The sequence below is a fragment of the Streptomyces sp. NBC_01244 genome (genome assembly GCF_035987325.1).
GTDB lineage: Bacteria > Actinomycetota > Actinomycetes > Streptomycetales > Streptomycetaceae > Streptomyces.
The window spans coordinates 7,675,448-7,691,922 of record NZ_CP108488.1; the positions used below are offsets into that span (position 1 = coordinate 7,675,448).

The 16,475-nt window shown below is 69.0% G+C and carries 16 protein-coding genes and 1 pseudogene; 5 read left to right on the forward strand and 12 right to left on the reverse strand.

What is annotated here, in order from left to right; all coding sequences use genetic code 11:
• Positions 1–15: 15 nt before the first annotated feature.
• Entirely contained in the window at positions 16–696 is a 681-nt protein-coding gene (locus OG247_RS34110; RefSeq protein WP_327255812.1) for a GAP family protein, read from the reverse strand.
• Positions 697–1,113: 417 nt separating this feature from the next.
• Here OG247_RS34110 and OG247_RS34115 point away from each other — a divergent pair, with 417 nt between their 5' ends.
• A complete protein-coding gene (locus OG247_RS34115; RefSeq protein WP_327255813.1) occupies positions 1,114–1,728 on the forward strand; it encodes an STAS domain-containing protein in 615 nt (204 codons plus the stop codon).
• A 101-nt stretch (positions 1,729–1,829) separates the two neighbouring features.
• Here the strand turns inward: OG247_RS34115 and OG247_RS34120 are convergent, their stop codons facing one another.
• Entirely contained in the window at positions 1,830–2,921 is a 1,092-nt protein-coding gene (locus OG247_RS34120; protein WP_327255814.1) for a DUF2254 family protein, read from the reverse strand.
• 241 nt (positions 2,922–3,162) lie between these two features.
• Complete coding sequence (locus OG247_RS34125; RefSeq protein WP_327255815.1) at positions 3,163–3,552, reverse strand: SHOCT domain-containing protein; 390 nt, start codon at positions 3,550–3,552, stop codon at positions 3,163–3,165.
• A gap of 179 nt (positions 3,553–3,731) precedes the next feature.
• Between OG247_RS34125 and OG247_RS34130 the strand changes: the two genes are divergently transcribed.
• A complete protein-coding gene (locus OG247_RS34130) occupies positions 3,732–4,304 on the forward strand; it encodes a potassium channel family protein (protein WP_327255816.1) in 573 nt (190 codons plus the stop codon).
• A gap of 93 nt (positions 4,305–4,397) precedes the next feature.
• Here the strand turns inward: OG247_RS34130 and OG247_RS34135 are convergent, their stop codons facing one another.
• From OG247_RS34135 to OG247_RS34145, 3 genes are all read right to left on the reverse strand, one after another.
• Entirely contained in the window at positions 4,398–4,895 is a 498-nt protein-coding gene (locus tag OG247_RS34135; RefSeq protein WP_327255817.1) for a GAP family protein, read from the reverse strand.
• Complete coding sequence (locus OG247_RS34140) at positions 4,892–5,038, reverse strand: hypothetical protein (RefSeq protein ID WP_327255818.1); 147 nt, start codon at positions 5,036–5,038, stop codon at positions 4,892–4,894. The genes OG247_RS34135 and OG247_RS34140 overlap by 4 nt, the downstream gene beginning before the upstream one ends.
• A 148-nt stretch (positions 5,039–5,186) precedes the next feature.
• A complete protein-coding gene (locus OG247_RS34145) occupies positions 5,187–6,023 on the reverse strand; it encodes a YhjD/YihY/BrkB family envelope integrity protein (protein ID WP_327255819.1) in 837 nt (278 codons plus the stop codon).
• Positions 6,024–6,473: 450 nt separating this feature from the next.
• On the opposite strand from OG247_RS34145, the gene OG247_RS34150 reads away from it, so the two are divergent.
• Positions 6,474–7,406 carry an HAD family hydrolase gene (locus OG247_RS34150; RefSeq protein WP_327255820.1) on the forward strand — a complete coding sequence of 311 codons (933 nt, stop codon included), beginning with the start codon at positions 6,474–6,476 and terminating at the stop codon, positions 7,404–7,406.
• Positions 7,407–7,466: 60 nt separating this feature from the next.
• On the opposite strand, the gene OG247_RS34155 is transcribed toward OG247_RS34150, so the two are convergent.
• On the reverse strand, positions 7,467–8,798 hold the full coding sequence (locus OG247_RS34155) for a hypothetical protein (protein ID WP_327255821.1): 1,332 nt from the start codon (positions 8,796–8,798) through the stop codon (positions 7,467–7,469).
• Between the two features lie 182 nt (positions 8,799–8,980).
• On the opposite strand from OG247_RS34155, the gene OG247_RS34160 reads away from it, so the two are divergent.
• Positions 8,981–10,975, forward strand: coding sequence for a SpoIIE family protein phosphatase (locus OG247_RS34160; RefSeq protein WP_327255822.1), 1,995 nt, complete (start codon positions 8,981–8,983; stop codon positions 10,973–10,975).
• 87 nt (positions 10,976–11,062) lie between these two features.
• Here OG247_RS34160 and OG247_RS34165 read toward each other — a convergent pair whose 3' ends face one another.
• From OG247_RS34165 to OG247_RS34180, 4 genes and pseudogenes are all read right to left on the reverse strand, one after another.
• A complete protein-coding gene (locus OG247_RS34165; RefSeq protein ID WP_327255823.1) occupies positions 11,063–11,974 on the reverse strand; it encodes a formylglycine-generating enzyme family protein in 912 nt (303 codons plus the stop codon).
• Between the two features lie 82 nt (positions 11,975–12,056).
• A complete protein-coding gene (locus OG247_RS34170) occupies positions 12,057–13,556 on the reverse strand; it encodes an arylsulfatase (RefSeq protein WP_327255824.1) in 1,500 nt (499 codons plus the stop codon).
• A gap of 491 nt (positions 13,557–14,047) precedes the next feature.
• A pseudogene (locus OG247_RS34175) lies at positions 14,048–14,239 on the reverse strand (CorA family divalent cation transporter); the annotation flags it as partial.
• Positions 14,240–14,448: 209 nt separating this feature from the next.
• Complete coding sequence (locus tag OG247_RS34180) at positions 14,449–14,604, reverse strand: hypothetical protein (protein ID WP_327255825.1); 156 nt, start codon at positions 14,602–14,604, stop codon at positions 14,449–14,451.
• Positions 14,605–14,870: 266 nt separating this feature from the next.
• Between OG247_RS34180 and OG247_RS34185 the strand changes: the two genes are divergently transcribed.
• Positions 14,871–15,272 (forward strand): hypothetical protein, encoded by a 402-nt coding sequence (locus OG247_RS34185; RefSeq protein ID WP_327255826.1) that lies wholly within the window; start codon positions 14,871–14,873, stop codon positions 15,270–15,272.
• Between the two features lie 156 nt (positions 15,273–15,428).
• On the opposite strand, the gene OG247_RS34190 is transcribed toward OG247_RS34185, so the two are convergent.
• Positions 15,429–15,983, reverse strand: a complete 555-nt coding sequence (locus OG247_RS34190) for an EF-hand domain-containing protein (RefSeq protein ID WP_327255827.1) — start codon at positions 15,981–15,983, stop codon at positions 15,429–15,431.
• Positions 15,984–16,475 lie beyond the last annotated feature (492 nt).

Below are 16,475 nucleotides of genomic sequence, written 5' to 3' on the forward strand. Positions count from 1 at the left end.
CAACGTTCCCGGAAGTCAGGCCGAGAGGCCGGAGACCGCGTCACCGACGTACTTGGAGCCCAACACGGCGAACAGGACAGCCATGATTGCTGCACTGTGCGCGGACATCCATGTCTTCCAACCGCCGAGAATCCCTGCCGTACGCGCTCCGCCGAACAGGAATACGGTGACCGGTACGGCCGTGCAGAGCGAGGCCACGAGCACCATCACGACCACCGCGACCGTCTTCCCGCCCGTGTCGGCGCCGCTGCCGGCGATGGCGACCGCGCCGCCGAGAAGTAGGACGAGGTTCTTCGGGTTGGCCACCGCCAGGAGAGCGGCCAGACCCACGGCCTTGCCGGGCGTGAACCGGTCGATCGCCGCCATCCACTTCGGAATCGGGGTGGGATGGCCCTCCCGGGGCCGGCCTCGGAACTGCTTGAACGCGAGGAGAATGAACAGCACGCCCAGAGCCAGCTTCAGCCAGCTGGTCCAGGCAGCCGGGCCACCGTCAACGTCTGCGGCGTCAGCTCCGGTGCCCAGCAGCACCAGCACCGTGGCTGCCACTGCCAGCGACACCGTCCACCCCGCGGCGAACGCGAGACCGTTGGTGCGCCCCTTGGGGGTGGCCAGCATCAAAATGACTGCGATCATCGGCATGGGGCTGATCGCGATACCAACAGCGGAGGGCAGCATCTGCCCGATCGCGTCTCCCACCGCACACCTCCTTGATCAAGCGCTGCGGGGCTGACGGGGGCCTCGGGCATACCTGGCGTCCGCATCACAGGGACGACCGCACACCCACCCGGCAGATGCGGAGCCACATATCTCGCTGCCCACAGCCGACGCTAGGAGCAAATCTCGCCCCCCGCACCCCAGGCGCCGTGCCCGCTCCGCCCGGATGGCACCGGAGCGCCAGACCTGGCAAGGGCTCGACACCTGGACGGGCATCGCGCGCCCGTCTCGAGCTGGGCACTCGCATCGGCGGCCGCCGTGTGCCCGCCCCGCATGGCGCGCCCCGGTGCGGGAGCCGAGAATGAGATAGCCGGACAAGATCCACGCAACGGCGCCCGCGGATATTGCGGCGATGTGTGCCGGGGGCGCTCCCACCCACAAGGGCGGTCGCACGACGAGGTGACGCGCGAGCTAGCCCTCAGACTCTTCGACTTCGGCGCGATCTTGAGGCTGCGTCGGATCCGCGACGCGGAGGCAGCCCTGGCGGTCGCAGCGCTGATCGTCGTGCTCGCCGTAGGCGTACTCAACGTACTGCTGGTGGCCGTCGCCCTGTCGATCGGGGTCTTCGTCTACCGCACCGTGCGTCCGCACGACGCCGTCCTGGGCCACCTTGAGGACATCGACGGCTACCGCGACATCGACGAGAACGAAGGCGGCCAGACCTTGCCCGGCCTGCTGGTCTACCGCTTCGACGCCGGCCTCTACTTCCCCAACGTGCCGTTCTTCGCCGAGCGGATCAAGGCCTTGGAGGCACGAGCCGACGTCCCGGTGTGCTGGGTGATCGTCAACACCGAAGCCGTCACCTACATCGACGCCACCGCCATCGACACCCTGCGCGAACTGCGGAGCGAACTCGCCAAGCGAGACGTGGTGCTCGCCCTGGCCCGGCCCAAGGCCTCGCTGCGCCGGGTCCTCAAAGACACCGGTCTCGCAGCCGAGTTCGGCGAGGTCCACATGTTTCCCACCGTGCGCGCAGGCGTAGCCGCTTACCGGGTCCGCTCCGCACCCGAGTGACCGGCGACATCCCGTTCGGCCCTCCCGCGACCGCGGTTTTCGGCCGCTCGCTGCGGTCCCGACGGTCCGGACCCACCGGTAATCGTCCGGAAAAGCAAGTCCTAGCCGCGGTTCTCCCCATCGGCACGCCATTCGCCGCCGACGGCCGCGCGCCACACCACGGGGAACCGCTCGGTGGCTTGGCCCTCGACCCAGGTGAGCCGCTCCTGCGGGAGGGCGCGGCGCTCGTGCGGGCAGGCGTCCAGCACCCGTTGGAGCAGGGTTCGTAGTCGGAGCAGACACATGGGTGAGTTTCGAGCGGCGACGACCACGTCATCGAGGGCGGCGCGTAGGTAGTCGTTCCAGTCGGGCACGGGGACGATCACCCGGACCACGCCTTCCGTGTCGCGGACCTGTCCGACGTCGAGATCTTGGGTTGCCAGGCGCAGCAGGGTGTCCTCGATGTGGTCGATGGCCTGGACCGCGGTGGCGGGGTCATTGACCGCTGGTGAGAGAGCGCGCAAGGCGATGTCGGCGAGCAGGCGCAGGGCCAGTCCCGGGTCCTGGTCGAAGGAGCGCTCGGCGCCCGGGAGGAGCGCGGCCAGGACCGCATCGTCGGGCAAGTCGCCGCCGTGGACGCGGGCCACGGGCAGTTGCCGGACGAGGGGGTGCCCCGGTGGCTGGGTGAGGACGACGACACTGTCGTGCTGGTGGGCCTTCTCCACCAGTCGGGAGACATCGATCTGCTGAAGCAGCGTGCCGGCATGCGGCCACCGCACCACGCGCCCCGGACCGGCCGGTGAAAAGTTCTGGCGGGCCGTGCTGTCGTGGGGCTTTGCGTAGAGGCTGTCGAAAACCTGATGGCCCCGGTTTGCGATGGCTTCCAGGGAGGAGGAGAGCTGGATCCAGCTGAACGCCCTGACCTGGAGGGATCGCATGAGCGCCAGGGTCGCCAGGGCCAGCACCATGGCCAGGACCGGTACTGCCACCGAGACGCGGTCGCGGGTGCCGACGGCCAGTGCGGCGGTGACGCAGAAGATGAAGGCGCCGATGGCGACGGCGAAGGTCCGCCATACCAGCGGGTCGTCGCGGAAGAGTCCGAGACGCGGGCTCAAAGTGGTGGACGCCCACTGCACGACCAGGAACAACAGCGAGAAGATGATGCTGACCAGGCTGATCACGCCGAAGCCGATGGTGAACAGGAGGTTGATCACGGGCCCTGAGTCTGTCAGCGGGCCATATTCAATCGAGGGAGCAGCGAGGCCGGCGAGCAGGCCCGCCCCCATGCAGACAGCCTGCGCCAGGTCACTTCGGAGCGTGCGGCGCGGGCGATGGAACAACCCCACGGGGCTGTTGGGGTGCTTGCGGGCAGGCGGCGCTGACCGGTCGGCCACGACATGTCCCTCTCTGCCCGTCGGCGTACCCCCGTACTCCGAAGGGGCCGACCGGCTTAGGTCAGGCGAGAAGCTTCGCCTTGGCCTGGTCGTACTCCTCCGCGCTGATGTCGCCCTTGTTCTTGAGGTCTGCCAGGCGTGCCAGGCCGTCCACGTGGCTGCTGCCGGAGCCGGCCGCCTCCTGCACGTACTTCCGAAACGCCGCTTCCCGCTCGCCGGCCTCCTCGACGTCCCGGCTGCCCATGGTGCGGCCCCGGACGATGAGGTAGATGAACACGCCCACGTACGGCAGGACGATGACGAGGATCAGCCACAGGGTCTTCGCCCACCCGCTCAGGGAGTGGTCCCGAAAGATGTCAGTGATCACCTTGAAGAGCAGGAAGAACCACATCATCCAGAGGAAGAAATACATCATCGTGAGGAAGACGTTCAGTAGCGGATAGTCGTCCACGTGGCCGCTCCGTTCAGGTGTGTTTTCCCCTTCAGTCATACCTCCGCCCTCCCCCCGCCGCATCCGCTGATCGAATCCGAGGAGCGGACGGAGTCGGCGGATCTGCACCACCGGATCGCGGAGCTGGAGGGCGCCGGGAGACAGCGTCGGCATGGAAGCGAGAAGGAGCCGCGGCCCTCATGAGCACGCCGCAGCGAAGTGACCGGGGCCGGTGGCTTCACCCGCACCACATGCGCCTGCTCCTGCCACTCCGGCGTTCAACGGTCGTGGTGGCAGCCACCACCATCGGGTACTTCCTGCTCCCCTTCGACCGCGGTCTCGACCAGCGCACCGTCACGGTGCTCGTCCTGGGCCTGTTGGGAATCGGCGCACTGCTCGCCCTGCAAGCGGTCAGCGTCATCCGTTCGCCGCACCGCCATTTGCGTGCGATCGAAGTGCTGACCACTGCCATCCCGATCTTTCTGCTGCTGTTCGCGGCCACATACTTTCTGTACGCACGAGAGCAAGGAGCCCGCTCCTTTTCGGAACCGCTCAGCAGGACCGACGCCCTGTACTTCACGCTGACCGTCTTCGCCACCGTCGGCTTCTGCGACATCGTGCCGGTCTCGCAGACGGCTCGGGTGCCGGCGTCGCTCCAAATGGTGGCCGACCTCATCCTGGTAGGCCTGATCGCGAAGGTCATGGTGGGGGCGGTACGGCTCGGGCTGGAACGGCGTCGGTCCTCATCCGCGCCGGAGGAACGTGCACCGTGAGCCTCGCATGGCTTGCGTCTGCATACCCTCAGGGCCCTCGGCAGCGAGCACCCGCGCGCCCGTTTGCGGTCCTGCGACCGTGGACCACCGCTGTCAGGTGAGTTCGTAGAGGCTCCTGCCCGCCAGCCAGAAACCCACCGCCAGCGACAGGACGACGACGGCCTGGTCCTGGTGGCTCGTGATCGCGTGGAGCAGGGCCTGGAGCCGGGCCTCGGCGCGAGCGGGCCGGAACTTCGCGTACGACTCCATCGCCAGAAGACTGGAGGTGGCCAGCAGGCAGTAGAGCATCAGCGTCAGCCAGGTGACCGTGTGGGACAGGTCGGCGTTCATCACGATCGCGCACCCCGCCGCGACCAGGCCCCACGGCTGGAGCAGGACGGCCATGCCGGCCGCCGACCACCCCGAGGTGTGACGCACTCTCCCCAGCCAGGCCGGGTCTTCCCTGGGACGGCTCACCCTTCGCTTCTTGTGCGTGCCGTAGACGATCAGACCGACTCCGATGGCCAGCTTGACGGCGAGGGCGGCGGTCGAGGGAGCGGTGTGCGCCTTGGGCGGTGATCCGCCGGTGAACAGCAGAACGCAGGAGATCACCAGCACCAGGCACGCGAGCCACCCCAGGATGAAGGCGAGCCCCTTCCGTACGCCACCGCCGGGGACAGCAGCAGGATCAGGGCCATGCCCGGAAAGGGAATGAGCGTGATGGCCAGGCCGATGAGGATCAGGTCGAGTGTCATGTGTGTGCGCTCTCTTCACCGATGCGCGACGCCGCGTGCCGTGCGGCCGGATCCGAATGACGGCTGATGAACCCGGCCCGCCTTGCCCCGGCAACCAGCCGGCCCGCCCCAGGGGAGGCTGGGTTTCGAACGCCCTCCCTGCCCGGCTTCATTCGCCCAGCCGTGCGGGCGGGCTCCCCAGGCGGTGGGCCAGGTGCGTTTCCTGCGCGAGAACGGCACCCACGGTGATGCTGACAGCGACCGCCGCGCAGACCACGATCAGCCACGACAGAAAGGTGAAGACCAGGCCCAGCGACCCGTATTCGGCCAGCGTTCGGTTGAGCGCCGCCGGCATGTAGAACTGGGCCCCGACGGACAGTGCGGTGACCGCGAACGCCGTGAGCACGGCACCGGGCAGCAGCGGAGGCCAGCGGACGGCGCCTCCCAGTAGCAGGTGCTGGCTCCACCACCACAAGGCTGTCTGGCACAGCAACGTGAGGGGAACACCCAACCACAGCCCGGTACCGAAACCGTCACGCAGCGGAGCCTGCACCACCAGGACAGCCAGCCATACGACAATCCAGACGAACCAACGCCACGGGGCGACTTTCATTCCCCCTTTGGGAATCGCCCACGCACGCCTGCACAACCGCTGCATCGCACGGCTCACCGCCGTGGCGGAAAGCACCACCATCAAGGACCCGACGACACCGGTGGCCTCCTGCAAGGACTCGGTGCCCGACTGGTACACCTGCTCCAGTTGGTCGTTCGCGGCACCCTCGAGCCCGAAGACGGCGCGCACGGAACTGAGGAGCTGGTTCTGCACGCCCTGTGGTGCGAAGGAACCGAACACGAAGAGGAGCGGGATCGCGGTCAGGAAACACTGGGCTGCCAGCCGGGTGGCGGCGTCCAGGATGTTCACCGAAAGCATCCGAGCGGTCAGATGCGTGATCACGGGGAAGCGGACTTCGGCACCGCGCTGCAGCCGCCGTGCGGTCACCGTCACGTCACGGGACTTTGCGCGCCACCAAGACGACCGAAGGGCAGCACTCCGACCGGAAGCGTCCGCCGTGTGGTCTTGCGCCGCGACGTCCTTGTCCGTCGCGTCCGCCGCGTCCGGCCCGTCCACGCGACGGTTGCCGGACTCCCCATCCCCCATCAGGAAGGGCGCGGCGTGCCAGTGTCGAGAGGTGTGCCGCTCACACTCATCGGCGTTCCTCCAGAAGTCGACATGGTGCAGATCCTTCCCTCATACAGGGTGCGGGACTGCGCCCTGGTCAGCACCTCGGGATCTCGCCGGGCCAGAGGCACGCCGCTTTAGACCGTCCGGCGGCATCCCGCCGCCCGAGCGCGTCGCTGCCCGTGGGCGGGGGAGGGCTGGGGCACGGTGAGGGGAGCTGCCCGCCTCCCCGCTCTGTTGGCCTTGCCCCCTACTACACGACCCGAGGATCCACTGATGAGTCATCCAGTGCTCCCGTCCTGGCGTGACGGAGAGACCCGCACGGCTCTGCTGCGCTTCGTCGAGGCCGTGACGACCGCCGGGGAGCACTTCCTGGAGCCTCCCGACCGGGTCGCCGTCTTCGACAACGACGGCACGCTCTGGCCGGAGAGGCCGATGCCCGTACAACTGCACTACCTCACCGAGCGGTGGCGGCAGATGGCGCAGGCCGATCCCGCATTGGCGGACCGTGAACCGTACGCTTCCGTGCTCGCAGGCGATCCGGCGTGGATCGCCTCGGTGGTCGCGGACCACTACGCAGGGGACGACACCCGGTTGCCCGTCCTCGCCGAGGCGGTGATCGCCACGCAGCGGGGCCTGGACACCGACGCGGTGGCCATGATGATGCGGGAATTCTTCCGTACCACCCGCCATCCGGTCCTGCGGCGTCCCTATCCGGCGTGCGCGTACCAGCCGATGCTGGAACTTCTGGCCTACCTGAGGGACAGAGAATTCGCCACCGTGATCGTCTCCGGCGGCGGGCGTGACTTCATGCGGGTCATCGCAGCCGAGGTGTATGGCGTTCGGCCCGAGCAGGTCATCGGGTCCACGGCCGATGCGAGCTGGTCCGACACCCAGCGGACCGTCGTATACGGCGACGCCATCCGCGTGCTGGACGACGGCCCGGAGAAACCGGTGCAGATCTGGAGCCGATTGGGCCGCCATCCGGTGCTCGCCTGCGGAAACTCCAACGGGGACATCGAAATGCTCACCTACGCCGCCTCGGCGCCCCACGGCCTGGCCCTCCTCATCCACCACGACGACGGAACCCGGGACGACATCCCCTACGACGCCGGCGCCGAGCGGGCCCTGGCCGAGGCTGAGCGGCAGGCGTGGCTGACCGTCAGTGTCAGGGAGGACTGGGCCCGGGTCTACCCCGACGCTCCCTGAACGGAACGGGGAAACGGCGGGGCAAAGAGCACGGGACAGGGTCCCCAAGAGCTCCCCCACCTACAGCCGGCTTCCGGAATCCGCAGCCTCAGCCGGCTCCCCCCTCCGGGACACAGCACCGTCCGATGCGAGGAACTCGACGACGGCCAGCGCCGCGAGCGCGGCGAGGGCCAGCCAGACGGTGACCATGCCGGTCGGGTGGTCCCATACCGCGAAGACCACGGCGGCAAGTACCACCACGCCCCAGTTCAGCCGGGTCTTGCGGCGGTGGACCCAGCTACCGACCGGGCCGGTCGACAAGCCCGAGGCTCCCCTCACGGCGCCGATCCCGGAGCGCCACATCCGCCGCGCCCTGACGGCTCGCCCGCCGGAGCCGCTGAGCCAGGCGCCCACGGCCACGATCACGCCCAGCGTGACGACCGTACGGACGCTGGTGCGCAGGAAGCGGACGAGCGCGTCGTAGACCGAGCCCGCCGCCGCGGGACTGACCGACGCGGGCAGGGCGTCCAGGTAGAACGTACGGAAAACGTGCAGCCCGATGCCCAGGAGGCCGACGGCGACCGCTACGGCCAGCGCGGCGGTGACCAGGGCCCGGCGTCGGCGTGCGGCGAGCAGTACGCCGCCGGCGGCGAGGACGACCGTGATGACCGGCAGCCAGGCGCCCATGAGTTGCAGGAGCCGGAAGCCGGTCCTGGCCTTGCCGATCTGGTCGGAGGTCATGACCGTGAAGTCGGTGTGCACCTCGGGGATCTTCGAGGCGACCGTCAGTCCGCTGTCGACGAGCCGTTGTTTGACCTGCTCCACAACGGGGGCGAGATCGATCGTGACCGTGTCCCCCTTCAGCTCGACCGCGCCGCCCCCGCTGCCGGTCAGCGCCTTGTCCACGGTCTGGTGGGCCCGGCGGTTGAGTTCCGTCCAGAGCGTGGCGAAGGCGTCGCTCGCCACGAACTTCGACGTCACCGATTCGACCAGCCCTCGTAGTCCGCTCGTCAGGGGGCCGTCGAGCCTGCCGAGCAGGGCTTCGAGCCGGGGGCGGTCGTCGGGGGCCACCTGCTCCAGCAGGAGCGGCACGTCCACGTGCTCCATGACCGCGTTGGCGACCCGGTTCGTCACGCCGGCCTGTACGTCGGGATCGGAGGCGAGGGGCTGGACGGTGGCCACATAGCGGTCGGTGTCCCCGACGATGTCGCTCGTCCAGACGGCGACCACACTCAGCGGAGCCAGGATCGCCGCGATCGTGATCAGCACCACGGCGAGGAACGAACGCGCGCGGTGCTTCCCGGGTTTGGGTCCTTGGGCTTCCAGCGTGCCCACGCGGCGACGCAGTTCGGACAGCTCGGCTCTCTCGCCCTCGGACAGCGCTCCGTTCCCGACGTCATCGGCCTGACTCATGGCGCGCCCTCGCCTCTCCCACTTTCGGATCCAGGGCTTCAGCTAAATCCACTGTCGTGGACACCGCCATTCGGCGTCGGTCCGGCACGGGGCCCGTAGCCGCCCCGGCGGGATGCGGGTCCCCGGCCGCCGTGCGAGGATCCGAAACGGAACATCCCCGCATCCGGGAAGGCGAGGTGGACATGTCCTCCCCCCAGCCGTCCGATGCGGATGACATTCCCCTGCACGGGCTGGACGAGGCCGTACTGGATGCCGTCTTCACCCAATCGGCGGTCGGGCTGCACGTCCTGGACCCGGACCTGTGCGTCGTACGCGTGAACACCGTGGCCGCCGGGATGCGGGGCGTCACACAGGACCAGGTCGTCGGCATGCCCGTGTCCGAGGCGTACGCGCCGTTCGCGGCCGACCTGGACGAGGACGCCCTGCGCGACGTGCTGTCCACGGGGATCCCGAGGCGAGACGTCCTCGTCCGGGGACGGCCGCCGTCCGATCCCGGCCGGGAACACGTTTTCTCGACCTCCACGTTCCGGCTGACGGATCGCGGGGGCCGGCCGATCGGTGTGGTCACCACTGCGGTCGACGTCACGGAACGGGAACGGGCCGAAGGACGCCTGCGCCTGTTGCACGCCGCGCGGGAGCGCGTGGGCCGGAGTCTCGACGTGCTGCGCACCGCGAAGGACCTGGTCGAGGTGACGGTGCCGGAATTCGCGCACTCGGTGGTGGTCGCACTGACGGACGACGTGCTGCGCGGTGCGGATCCGGACCTGTCGGTGCGGACGACGGCGCCGGTCCTGCGCTGCGCTGCCACGGGTGGGCAGGACGGGGCTGCCCACCTTCCGGGCGTCGGCTCCGTACTGCTGCCCGGGCTCTTCGGCGAGCACCTGCCGGGCGAGCCGACGGTGCTGCGCACCTCCCCGGAGGGCGCCCCGTCATCCGAGGCCCTCGTGGCGTCCCTGACCGTACGAGGCAGAGTGCTCGGCGCCGTCGCGTTCCACCGGCCGCCCGGCACCGACCCGTTCGTCTCCGAGGATCTCCCGCTGGCCGCGAGTGTCGCCGCCCGCACGGCGCTGTGCCTGGAGAACGCCCTGCGGCACTCGCGCGAGCACATCGTCATGACCGCTCTGCAGAGCTGGCCGCGCCGGCAGCCGGAGACGACGCACAGCGCGGCGGAGGTCTGCCAACGGCACCGTCCGGAAGGCAGCGGAGCCGGTTCGTGGTGCGACACCATCGCGCTGTCCTCCGCGCGCGTGGCCCTGGTGGCGGGGCGGGTGGAGCAGTCCGGAGCGAACGCGGTGGCCACGATGAGCCAACTGCGGACGGCCGTGCACACGCTGGCCGCCTTGGATCTGGAGCCGCACGAACTGCTGGCCCGACTGCATGTGACCGCGCGTCGGCTCGTACGCGAACAGCGCGGGCTTGCTGACGTCGCGGAACCCGCCGCCGGCTGCGTGATCGCGGTGCACGACCCGGTGAGTGGGCGGCTGGACATCGCCCGGGCGGGGAACTGCCTCGTCGTGACGGTGCGTCCGGACGGTTCCGTGGAACCGGCGCCCGTTCCGGTCGGACCGTTCCTCGGCGCCGACGGGCCGCCGTTTCCGAGCGCCGCGTACACCCTCCCGGCGGGCAGTACGGTGTGCCTCGCCTCGCGCGGGGCCGGAGCGCCCGGCCTTCCCGTGGAGCGGCTGACGCAGGCGCTGTCGCATCCGGAGCAGCGCCCCGAGGACATGGCGGACTCCTTGCAGATGCTCCTCGATCCCGACGACGTGCTTCTGGTGGCCCGGACCCGGCGCCTTCCCGACGAGCAGGTGTCCGCGTGGGATCAGTCGGCGGTCCCGGCGGCCGTGTCCGATGCCCGTCGCAAGGCCGCCCGCTGCCTGGAGCGGTGGGGAACACCGGTCGACCCGTTCACGGTGGAGCTGGTCGTCAGCGAACTGGTCACCAACGCCATCCGCTACGGAGCCGCGCCGATCGCCGTGCGGCTGATCCGGGAGCCGCACCTGCTGACCTGCGAGGTCACGGATGCCTCACTCACGGCCCCGTACCTGAGGCACGCCCGGGAGGGCGACGAGGGCGGCCGGGGACTCTACATCTGTGCGAACCTCACGGACAGTTGGGGCGTCCGCCACACGGCGGAGGGGAAAACGGTCTGGGCGAGCGTCCGCCTCCCGGGGCGGTGATCCGTCCCGGGAGGCGGTGGACGCGATTCGGCCTCAGGTTCGTCCCCGCCTCAGGGTCGGACCCGGGCTCGGCCCCCGGCCTCGGCCTCAGGTGAGGTCGGCCGCGCAGCGGAATCCGATGTGGCTCATGCCGGTGTCCACCGGCTGGGGTCTGCGGGCGGCGGGCCGGTACCGACGGCAGTACTCGTCGGCGCAGAGCCAGGATCCGCCCTTGACGACCTTGCGCGGCACCGGCCTGCCGGGCTGGGAGGGGTCGACACTCGCCTGTTCCGTACCGCCCCGGGGCTCGCTCGGGCCACAGCACGACGGAGCCGTGGCTCCCTCGGGTGCGGCGTACCAATCGGCCGTCCACTCCCAGACGTTGCCCGCCATGTCGTGGACGCCATGGGCGTTGGCGGGGTAGCTCCCGACCTGGGCGGGCCCGTAGACGCCTCCGGGGCGGGTGCTGCGCCAGGGGAAGTCGCCCTGCCACCAGTGCGCGAGCCGTCGTCCCTCAGGGAGGGGTTCGTCTCCCCAGGTGTAGTCCGCGCCGTCCAGTCCACCGCGCGCCGCGTACTCCCATTCGGCCTCGGTGGGCAGCCGCTGTCCCCGCCAGGCGGCGTACGCCTCGGCGTCCTCGTACGCGATGTGGACGACCGGCAGTTGCTTGCGGCCCCGCAACCCGCTGCCGGGCCCTTCCGGCCGCCGCCAGCTCGCACCCGGGGTCCACGCCCACCACTGGCTGAGGTCGCGCAGGTCGACCGGTCCATGCGTCGGCCGGAACACCAGCGAGCCCGCGGCCAGCCTCGCGGCCGGCACTCCGGGGTGATCGGCGGTGCGCAGGGGGCGCTCCGCCACGGTGACGTAGTCCGCGGCGGCGACGAACTCCGCGTACTGCGTGTTGGTCACCTGGAACCGGTCGATGGCGAACGCGCCCACGCTCACCTCGCGGGCGGGTGCCTCCTCCGGGTAGTGCCGGTCGGAGCCCATGCGGAAGCGGCCGCCGGTGAGGGCCGTCATCCCCGGGGGGACGACGGAGGTGCGGTTTTCCGGACCTTCCGGTCCGGAAAACCGCACCTCCGCGAGTGGGACGGTGGACGCTTCAGGCACTGGTGATGCCCGCGGTCAGGTTGGCGAAGACCTGGTCGATGCTGAAGCTCGCCGCCTTCTGCCGGGGCGGGAACTCCTTGAAGGTCTCCAGGAACTCGCCGACGACCCGCTGTGCGGGCACCAGTAGGAACGCGTGACTGATCATCCAGTCGAAGTACGTGTTCGAGGTGGCGTCGGCCCTTTCGAAGGGGTCCGTGCGCAGGTTGAAGATCTTGGGGACGCGCAGGACGGTGAACGGGTCGGCCCAGACCTGCAGTGTGCCCGGGGCGCGCTGCTCCATGAACACCAGCTTCCAGTTGTCGTAGCGCAGCGCGGTCAGCTCACCGTCGTCGGAGAAGTAGAAGAAGCTCTTGCGCGGGCCGCTTTCCTCCTGCCCCGTCAGGTAGGGGAGCAGGTTGTACCCGTCGAGGTGGACTTTGTACTCGCGTCCGTCCAGCGTGCAGCCGGCCTTCAGCTTCTCCGCGATCTTCGGCTCGCCGGCCGCCGCGGCGAAGGTGGGCAGCCAGTCGAGTCCGGAGACGATCTCGTTGGAGACCGTGCCCGCCTTGATCTTCCCGGGCCAGCGGACCAGGGCGGGGACGCGGAAGGCTCCCTCCCAGTTGGTGTTCTTCTCGCTGCGGAACGGGGTGGTGGCCGCGTCGGGCCAGGTGTTGGCGTGCGGGCCGTTGTCCGTCCCGTAGACCACGATCGTGTTGTCCGCGATACCGAGCTCGTCGAGCAGGTCGAGCATCGAGCCCATCACCCGGTCGTGGTCGATCATCGCGTCGTGGTACTCGGACTGCCAGCGCCCGGCCTGTCCCAGGATCTCTTCCTTGACGTGTGTGCGGAAGTGCATGTGCGTGGTGTTGAACCAGAGGAAGAACGGCTTGTCCGCGCCGTGCTGGCGACGGATGAAGTCCTGTGCCGCGTCCGCGAACTCGTCGTCGCAGGTCTTCATGCGCTCGCGGGTCAGCGGCCCGGTGTTCTCGATCCGCTGGCCGCCCTTGCCATCGGCCCAACTGTGCAGCACGCCGCGCGGCCCGTACCTCTCACGGAAGTCCGGGAACTCCTCCGGGGTCGGGTAGTCGCGCTCCTCGGGCTCCTCCTCGGCGTTGAGGTGGTACAGGTTCCCGAAGAACTCGTCGAAGCCGTGCATGGTCGGCAGGTGCTCGTCCCGGTCGCCCAGGTGGTTCTTGCCGAACTGCCCGGTGGCGTAGCCGGACGACTTCAGTACCCGGGAGAGGGTCGGGTCCTCGGAGCGCATGCCCATGGAGGCCCCCGGCATGCCCACCTTGGACAGCCCCGTCCGGAACGGGCTCTGTCCGGTGATGAAGGAGGAGCGGCCCGCCGTGCACGACTGCTCGGCGTAGTAGTCGGTGAACCGCATGCCCTCCTCGGCGATCCGGTCGATGTTCGGCGTCCGGTACCCCATCAGGCCGTCGCTGTAGCAGCTCAGGTTGGTGATGCCGATGTCATCGCCCCACAGCACCAGGACATTCGGTTGCTCGCCCACGGATTTCTCCTCGCTCGCCACGGCCCCCTGGAGCGAACGTACGGCGCGACCGGCCCCGCAGCCCGGCGGGTTACGGCAAACGGGTGGGGTCTCGGACCACCGCTCACCGTCGGCCGCCGGTCACGCCCGCACCGATGGGCCGGCCCTGGTTGTCTCCGTCACAGGACCGTGTTGCCAACCAGGCCTGGACCCGTTCAACCCGTACGAGCGTCGACGGCGGTCGCCGGCGACCGGCAATGTTGTCGGTTCTGCCGTCGCCTCTGCCTAGTCCGGGCCGTCCTCGGCCGCCAGCAGTTCCCCGGCCGCAGCCATCGCCGCCCAGCACTCGGGAGGCTTCCTCTTCGGCAACGAATCCGGACGTCCGTTGCGGCGGACACGAGGCGCAGGCTGACAGTCGATTCCCCCCAGAAACCCCCCACGGCCGCTTCTGGGCCGATCTGAGAGAGATGCGAAAGCGAAGTGCGAAGGATGGCTGAGCGTCATGCGAGGGGTTAGAGCCAGTCCCGCCGCTTGAAAATTACGTACAAACTGACGCAGACCATCCCCATGAGGCAGATCGCAAGGGGGTATCCGAAGGCCCAGCCCAACTCAGGCATGGACTCAAAGTTCATGCCGTAGATGGTTCCTACGAGTGTGGGTGCAAACAGGATGGCGGCCCACGAGGAGATCTTCTTGAAGTCGTCACCCACACACCGCTGACCTGCGGAAATTGCCTAGGCAGGCGGTCTGACCTGCAGCGATCGACCTTTCGGAGTCTTTCACCCTGCTGCCTGCATATGCAGCCGATTCCCCCCAGCCGCCCCCCCACGAGGCCTCATTCCCCCCAGATTCCCCCCAGCGGACACTGTCTCGCCAAGAGGAGCACCGCAGGTCGGGGGCCGTCCAACGTCGCTCACAACAGGTTACTCAGGGGAGCGGCGAGGCGGGGCTGGAGGAGCTCGGCGAGTGAGATCAGGTTCCAGTCCTCGCCCTTGAGGTCGACGGTCTTGGCCGCGATCGCCCGGCCGGGGCCTCTCCCAGGCCTTAAGGGATCTATCTGCATATACATGGTGGGAAGCTATCCAAAGCTGGTGGCGGTAAAGGGTGTTCCCGCAGGTGGCTGAACCGAGCTGCCCTTCGGGCTGTTCGGTCGTTGCGCTGACCGACCCGAGGCCCAGAGCCCGGGTGTCACGCCAGAGTTCCGGCCGCGCACACGCCAGCTCTTTTGCGTCACCACCCGTTTTCGGCCGTTCCCCTCCGGATCTGCTGGTTGGTTCAGCCAGAGCTGCAACGCTCAGTGCGGGAAGGCAGCTCGCCGACCAGCAAGGAGACGAAATGTCCGACACCACGCCCCAGCCGGAAGTCACCGACCTTGGGGCGATCCCCGGAACCGGGGGCAGCGCCACCCAGCCCGAGCTGAGCGGCATCCCAGTGACCGAGATCGAGCCCGACAGTGAGATTGGTCTGACCCAGGTCCCGGCGGCCGAGGTTGCCGCGGAGGACGTCGGCACCCTCAGCATCCGCTACATCGGCACCGTTCCGCAGCTCGTCGTCACCGGCGGAAACGTCGTCCCCTCCCTCATCACCGTCGTCGACGGCTCGGGCACAGTCCTTGCCGAATACGCGGGCCGCCCCGCCAGTGCTCAAGCCAGGTCGCAGACCATCGAGCTGAATCTGTTCCAGGACTCCCTCGTCCTGACCGGCACCGGACCTGAGGCTCTTTTGCTCCGCGACTAGGGCCGCCTACTCCTGCCCGTCCTCCTCGAGTCCTGCCAGCAGCCAGGTCGCGCAGCGGCCTGGCCCAAGCCCGCGGTGAGGGCAGCGGCACAGAGGCCTAGGAGCGGCGTCACGGGGCGCTTGGCGGCCGTCGCCTTCCTCGGAGGCTCAAGCCGGTCAGGCCGAGGCGGGGACGGGTCCGAGGAGGTAGTTGCCGGCGGCCTGGGGGTCGGCGCTCAGGTAGAACTCGACGATTGCCGCCCTGTACTCCTCGAAGCTGATCACCCCGTCCCCGTCCAGGTCCACCCGGGTGAATGCCTGCGCCGACAGCTCCCCCGGCACGCCGAGGGTGTCGTAGAGGCGCACGTACTCCTCCTGGCTCAGCACTCCGTCGCCGTTGGTGTCCAGGGCGTTCATGACCGCGTCGGCGATTGCCATGACGGCGCTCTCGAAGTGTTCGGGGGTGGTGACGTTGACCTCCATCACGGTGATGAACTCCTCCCGGGAGACCCGCCCGTCCCCGTCGGTGTCACCGTGCTGGAGCAGCAGCTGCCACCACTGCTCGAACGCGTCGTGGATGGCCTTGACGTTGTCGTGGTCGTCTTCGGCCGCCGCCCGCGAGAAGACAAGCGCGGTGGCCTTCAGATCGCCCTGAGTCAGCTGCCCGTCGCCGTCCTGGTCGAACCAGTCGAACAGGGTGCTGAACTTCTGGCGTGTCACCACAGTGCTCATGTGCGGGATTCCTCAATGCACAGGCCGCCCGCAGGACGGCGGGCAGCGATCACGAGGAACGCTACGAGCAGACACGAGGAGTCGTTCCCGGAACAGGCTGCGGGAAGCACTCCGAGTGAAGGGCAGGACACGCATACGGGCTGTCCGCTCACGTCAACAAGGGCAAGACGCTGACGTTCTCCGCCAACAACAGGACCCTGTTCGACGGCGCTTTCAAGGGGATGATGGGCACGATGATGGCTGCGGGCGGCGGGTCGTTCATCGGGCGCAGCCGTGGGGCCGGCCAGTGAAGGGCATGCCGAGCCGCACGCGTGGTGGAGGTGATGTGCGCGTCCTACTGGTTCGGGCGCCGGGTCGGGGGTTCTTCCCGGCGGGGCGGGGCTGGCTGCAGGCTGCTGGGGAAGCATTCAGGGCGTCGCTTTGAACGGCGAGAGTTGGCTGCGCTTGACGGGGCGCTGGCGCGCTTGTGTTGGTGGATCCTGACTCTTTTAC

Bases quoted from the DNA above. Each gene is read 5' to 3' on its own strand.
- OG247_RS34130 (WP_327255816.1), top strand. From the start codon at position 3,732: ATGAGCACGCCGCAGCGAAGTGACCGGGGCCGGTGGCTTCACCCGCAC.
- OG247_RS34140 (WP_327255818.1), bottom strand. From the start codon at position 5,038: ATGACACTCGACCTGATCCTCATCGGCCTGGCCATCACGCTCATTCCC.
- OG247_RS34150 (WP_327255820.1), top strand. From the start codon at position 6,474: ATGAGTCATCCAGTGCTCCCGTCCTGGCGTGACGGAGAGACCCGCACG.
- OG247_RS34155 (WP_327255821.1), bottom strand. From the start codon at position 8,798: ATGAGTCAGGCCGATGACGTCGGGAACGGAGCGCTGTCCGAGGGCGAG.
- OG247_RS34160 (WP_327255822.1), top strand. From the start codon at position 8,981: ATGTCCTCCCCCCAGCCGTCCGATGCGGATGACATTCCCCTGCACGGG.
- OG247_RS34165 (WP_327255823.1), bottom strand. From the start codon at position 11,974: ATGACGGCCCTCACCGGCGGCCGCTTCCGCATGGGCTCCGACCGGCAC.
- OG247_RS34180 (WP_327255825.1), bottom strand. From the start codon at position 14,604: ATGTATATGCAGATAGATCCCTTAAGGCCTGGGAGAGGCCCCGGCCGG.
- OG247_RS34185 (WP_327255826.1), top strand. From the start codon at position 14,871: ATGTCCGACACCACGCCCCAGCCGGAAGTCACCGACCTTGGGGCGATC.
- OG247_RS34190 (WP_327255827.1), bottom strand. From the start codon at position 15,983: ATGAGCACTGTGGTGACACGCCAGAAGTTCAGCACCCTGTTCGACTGG.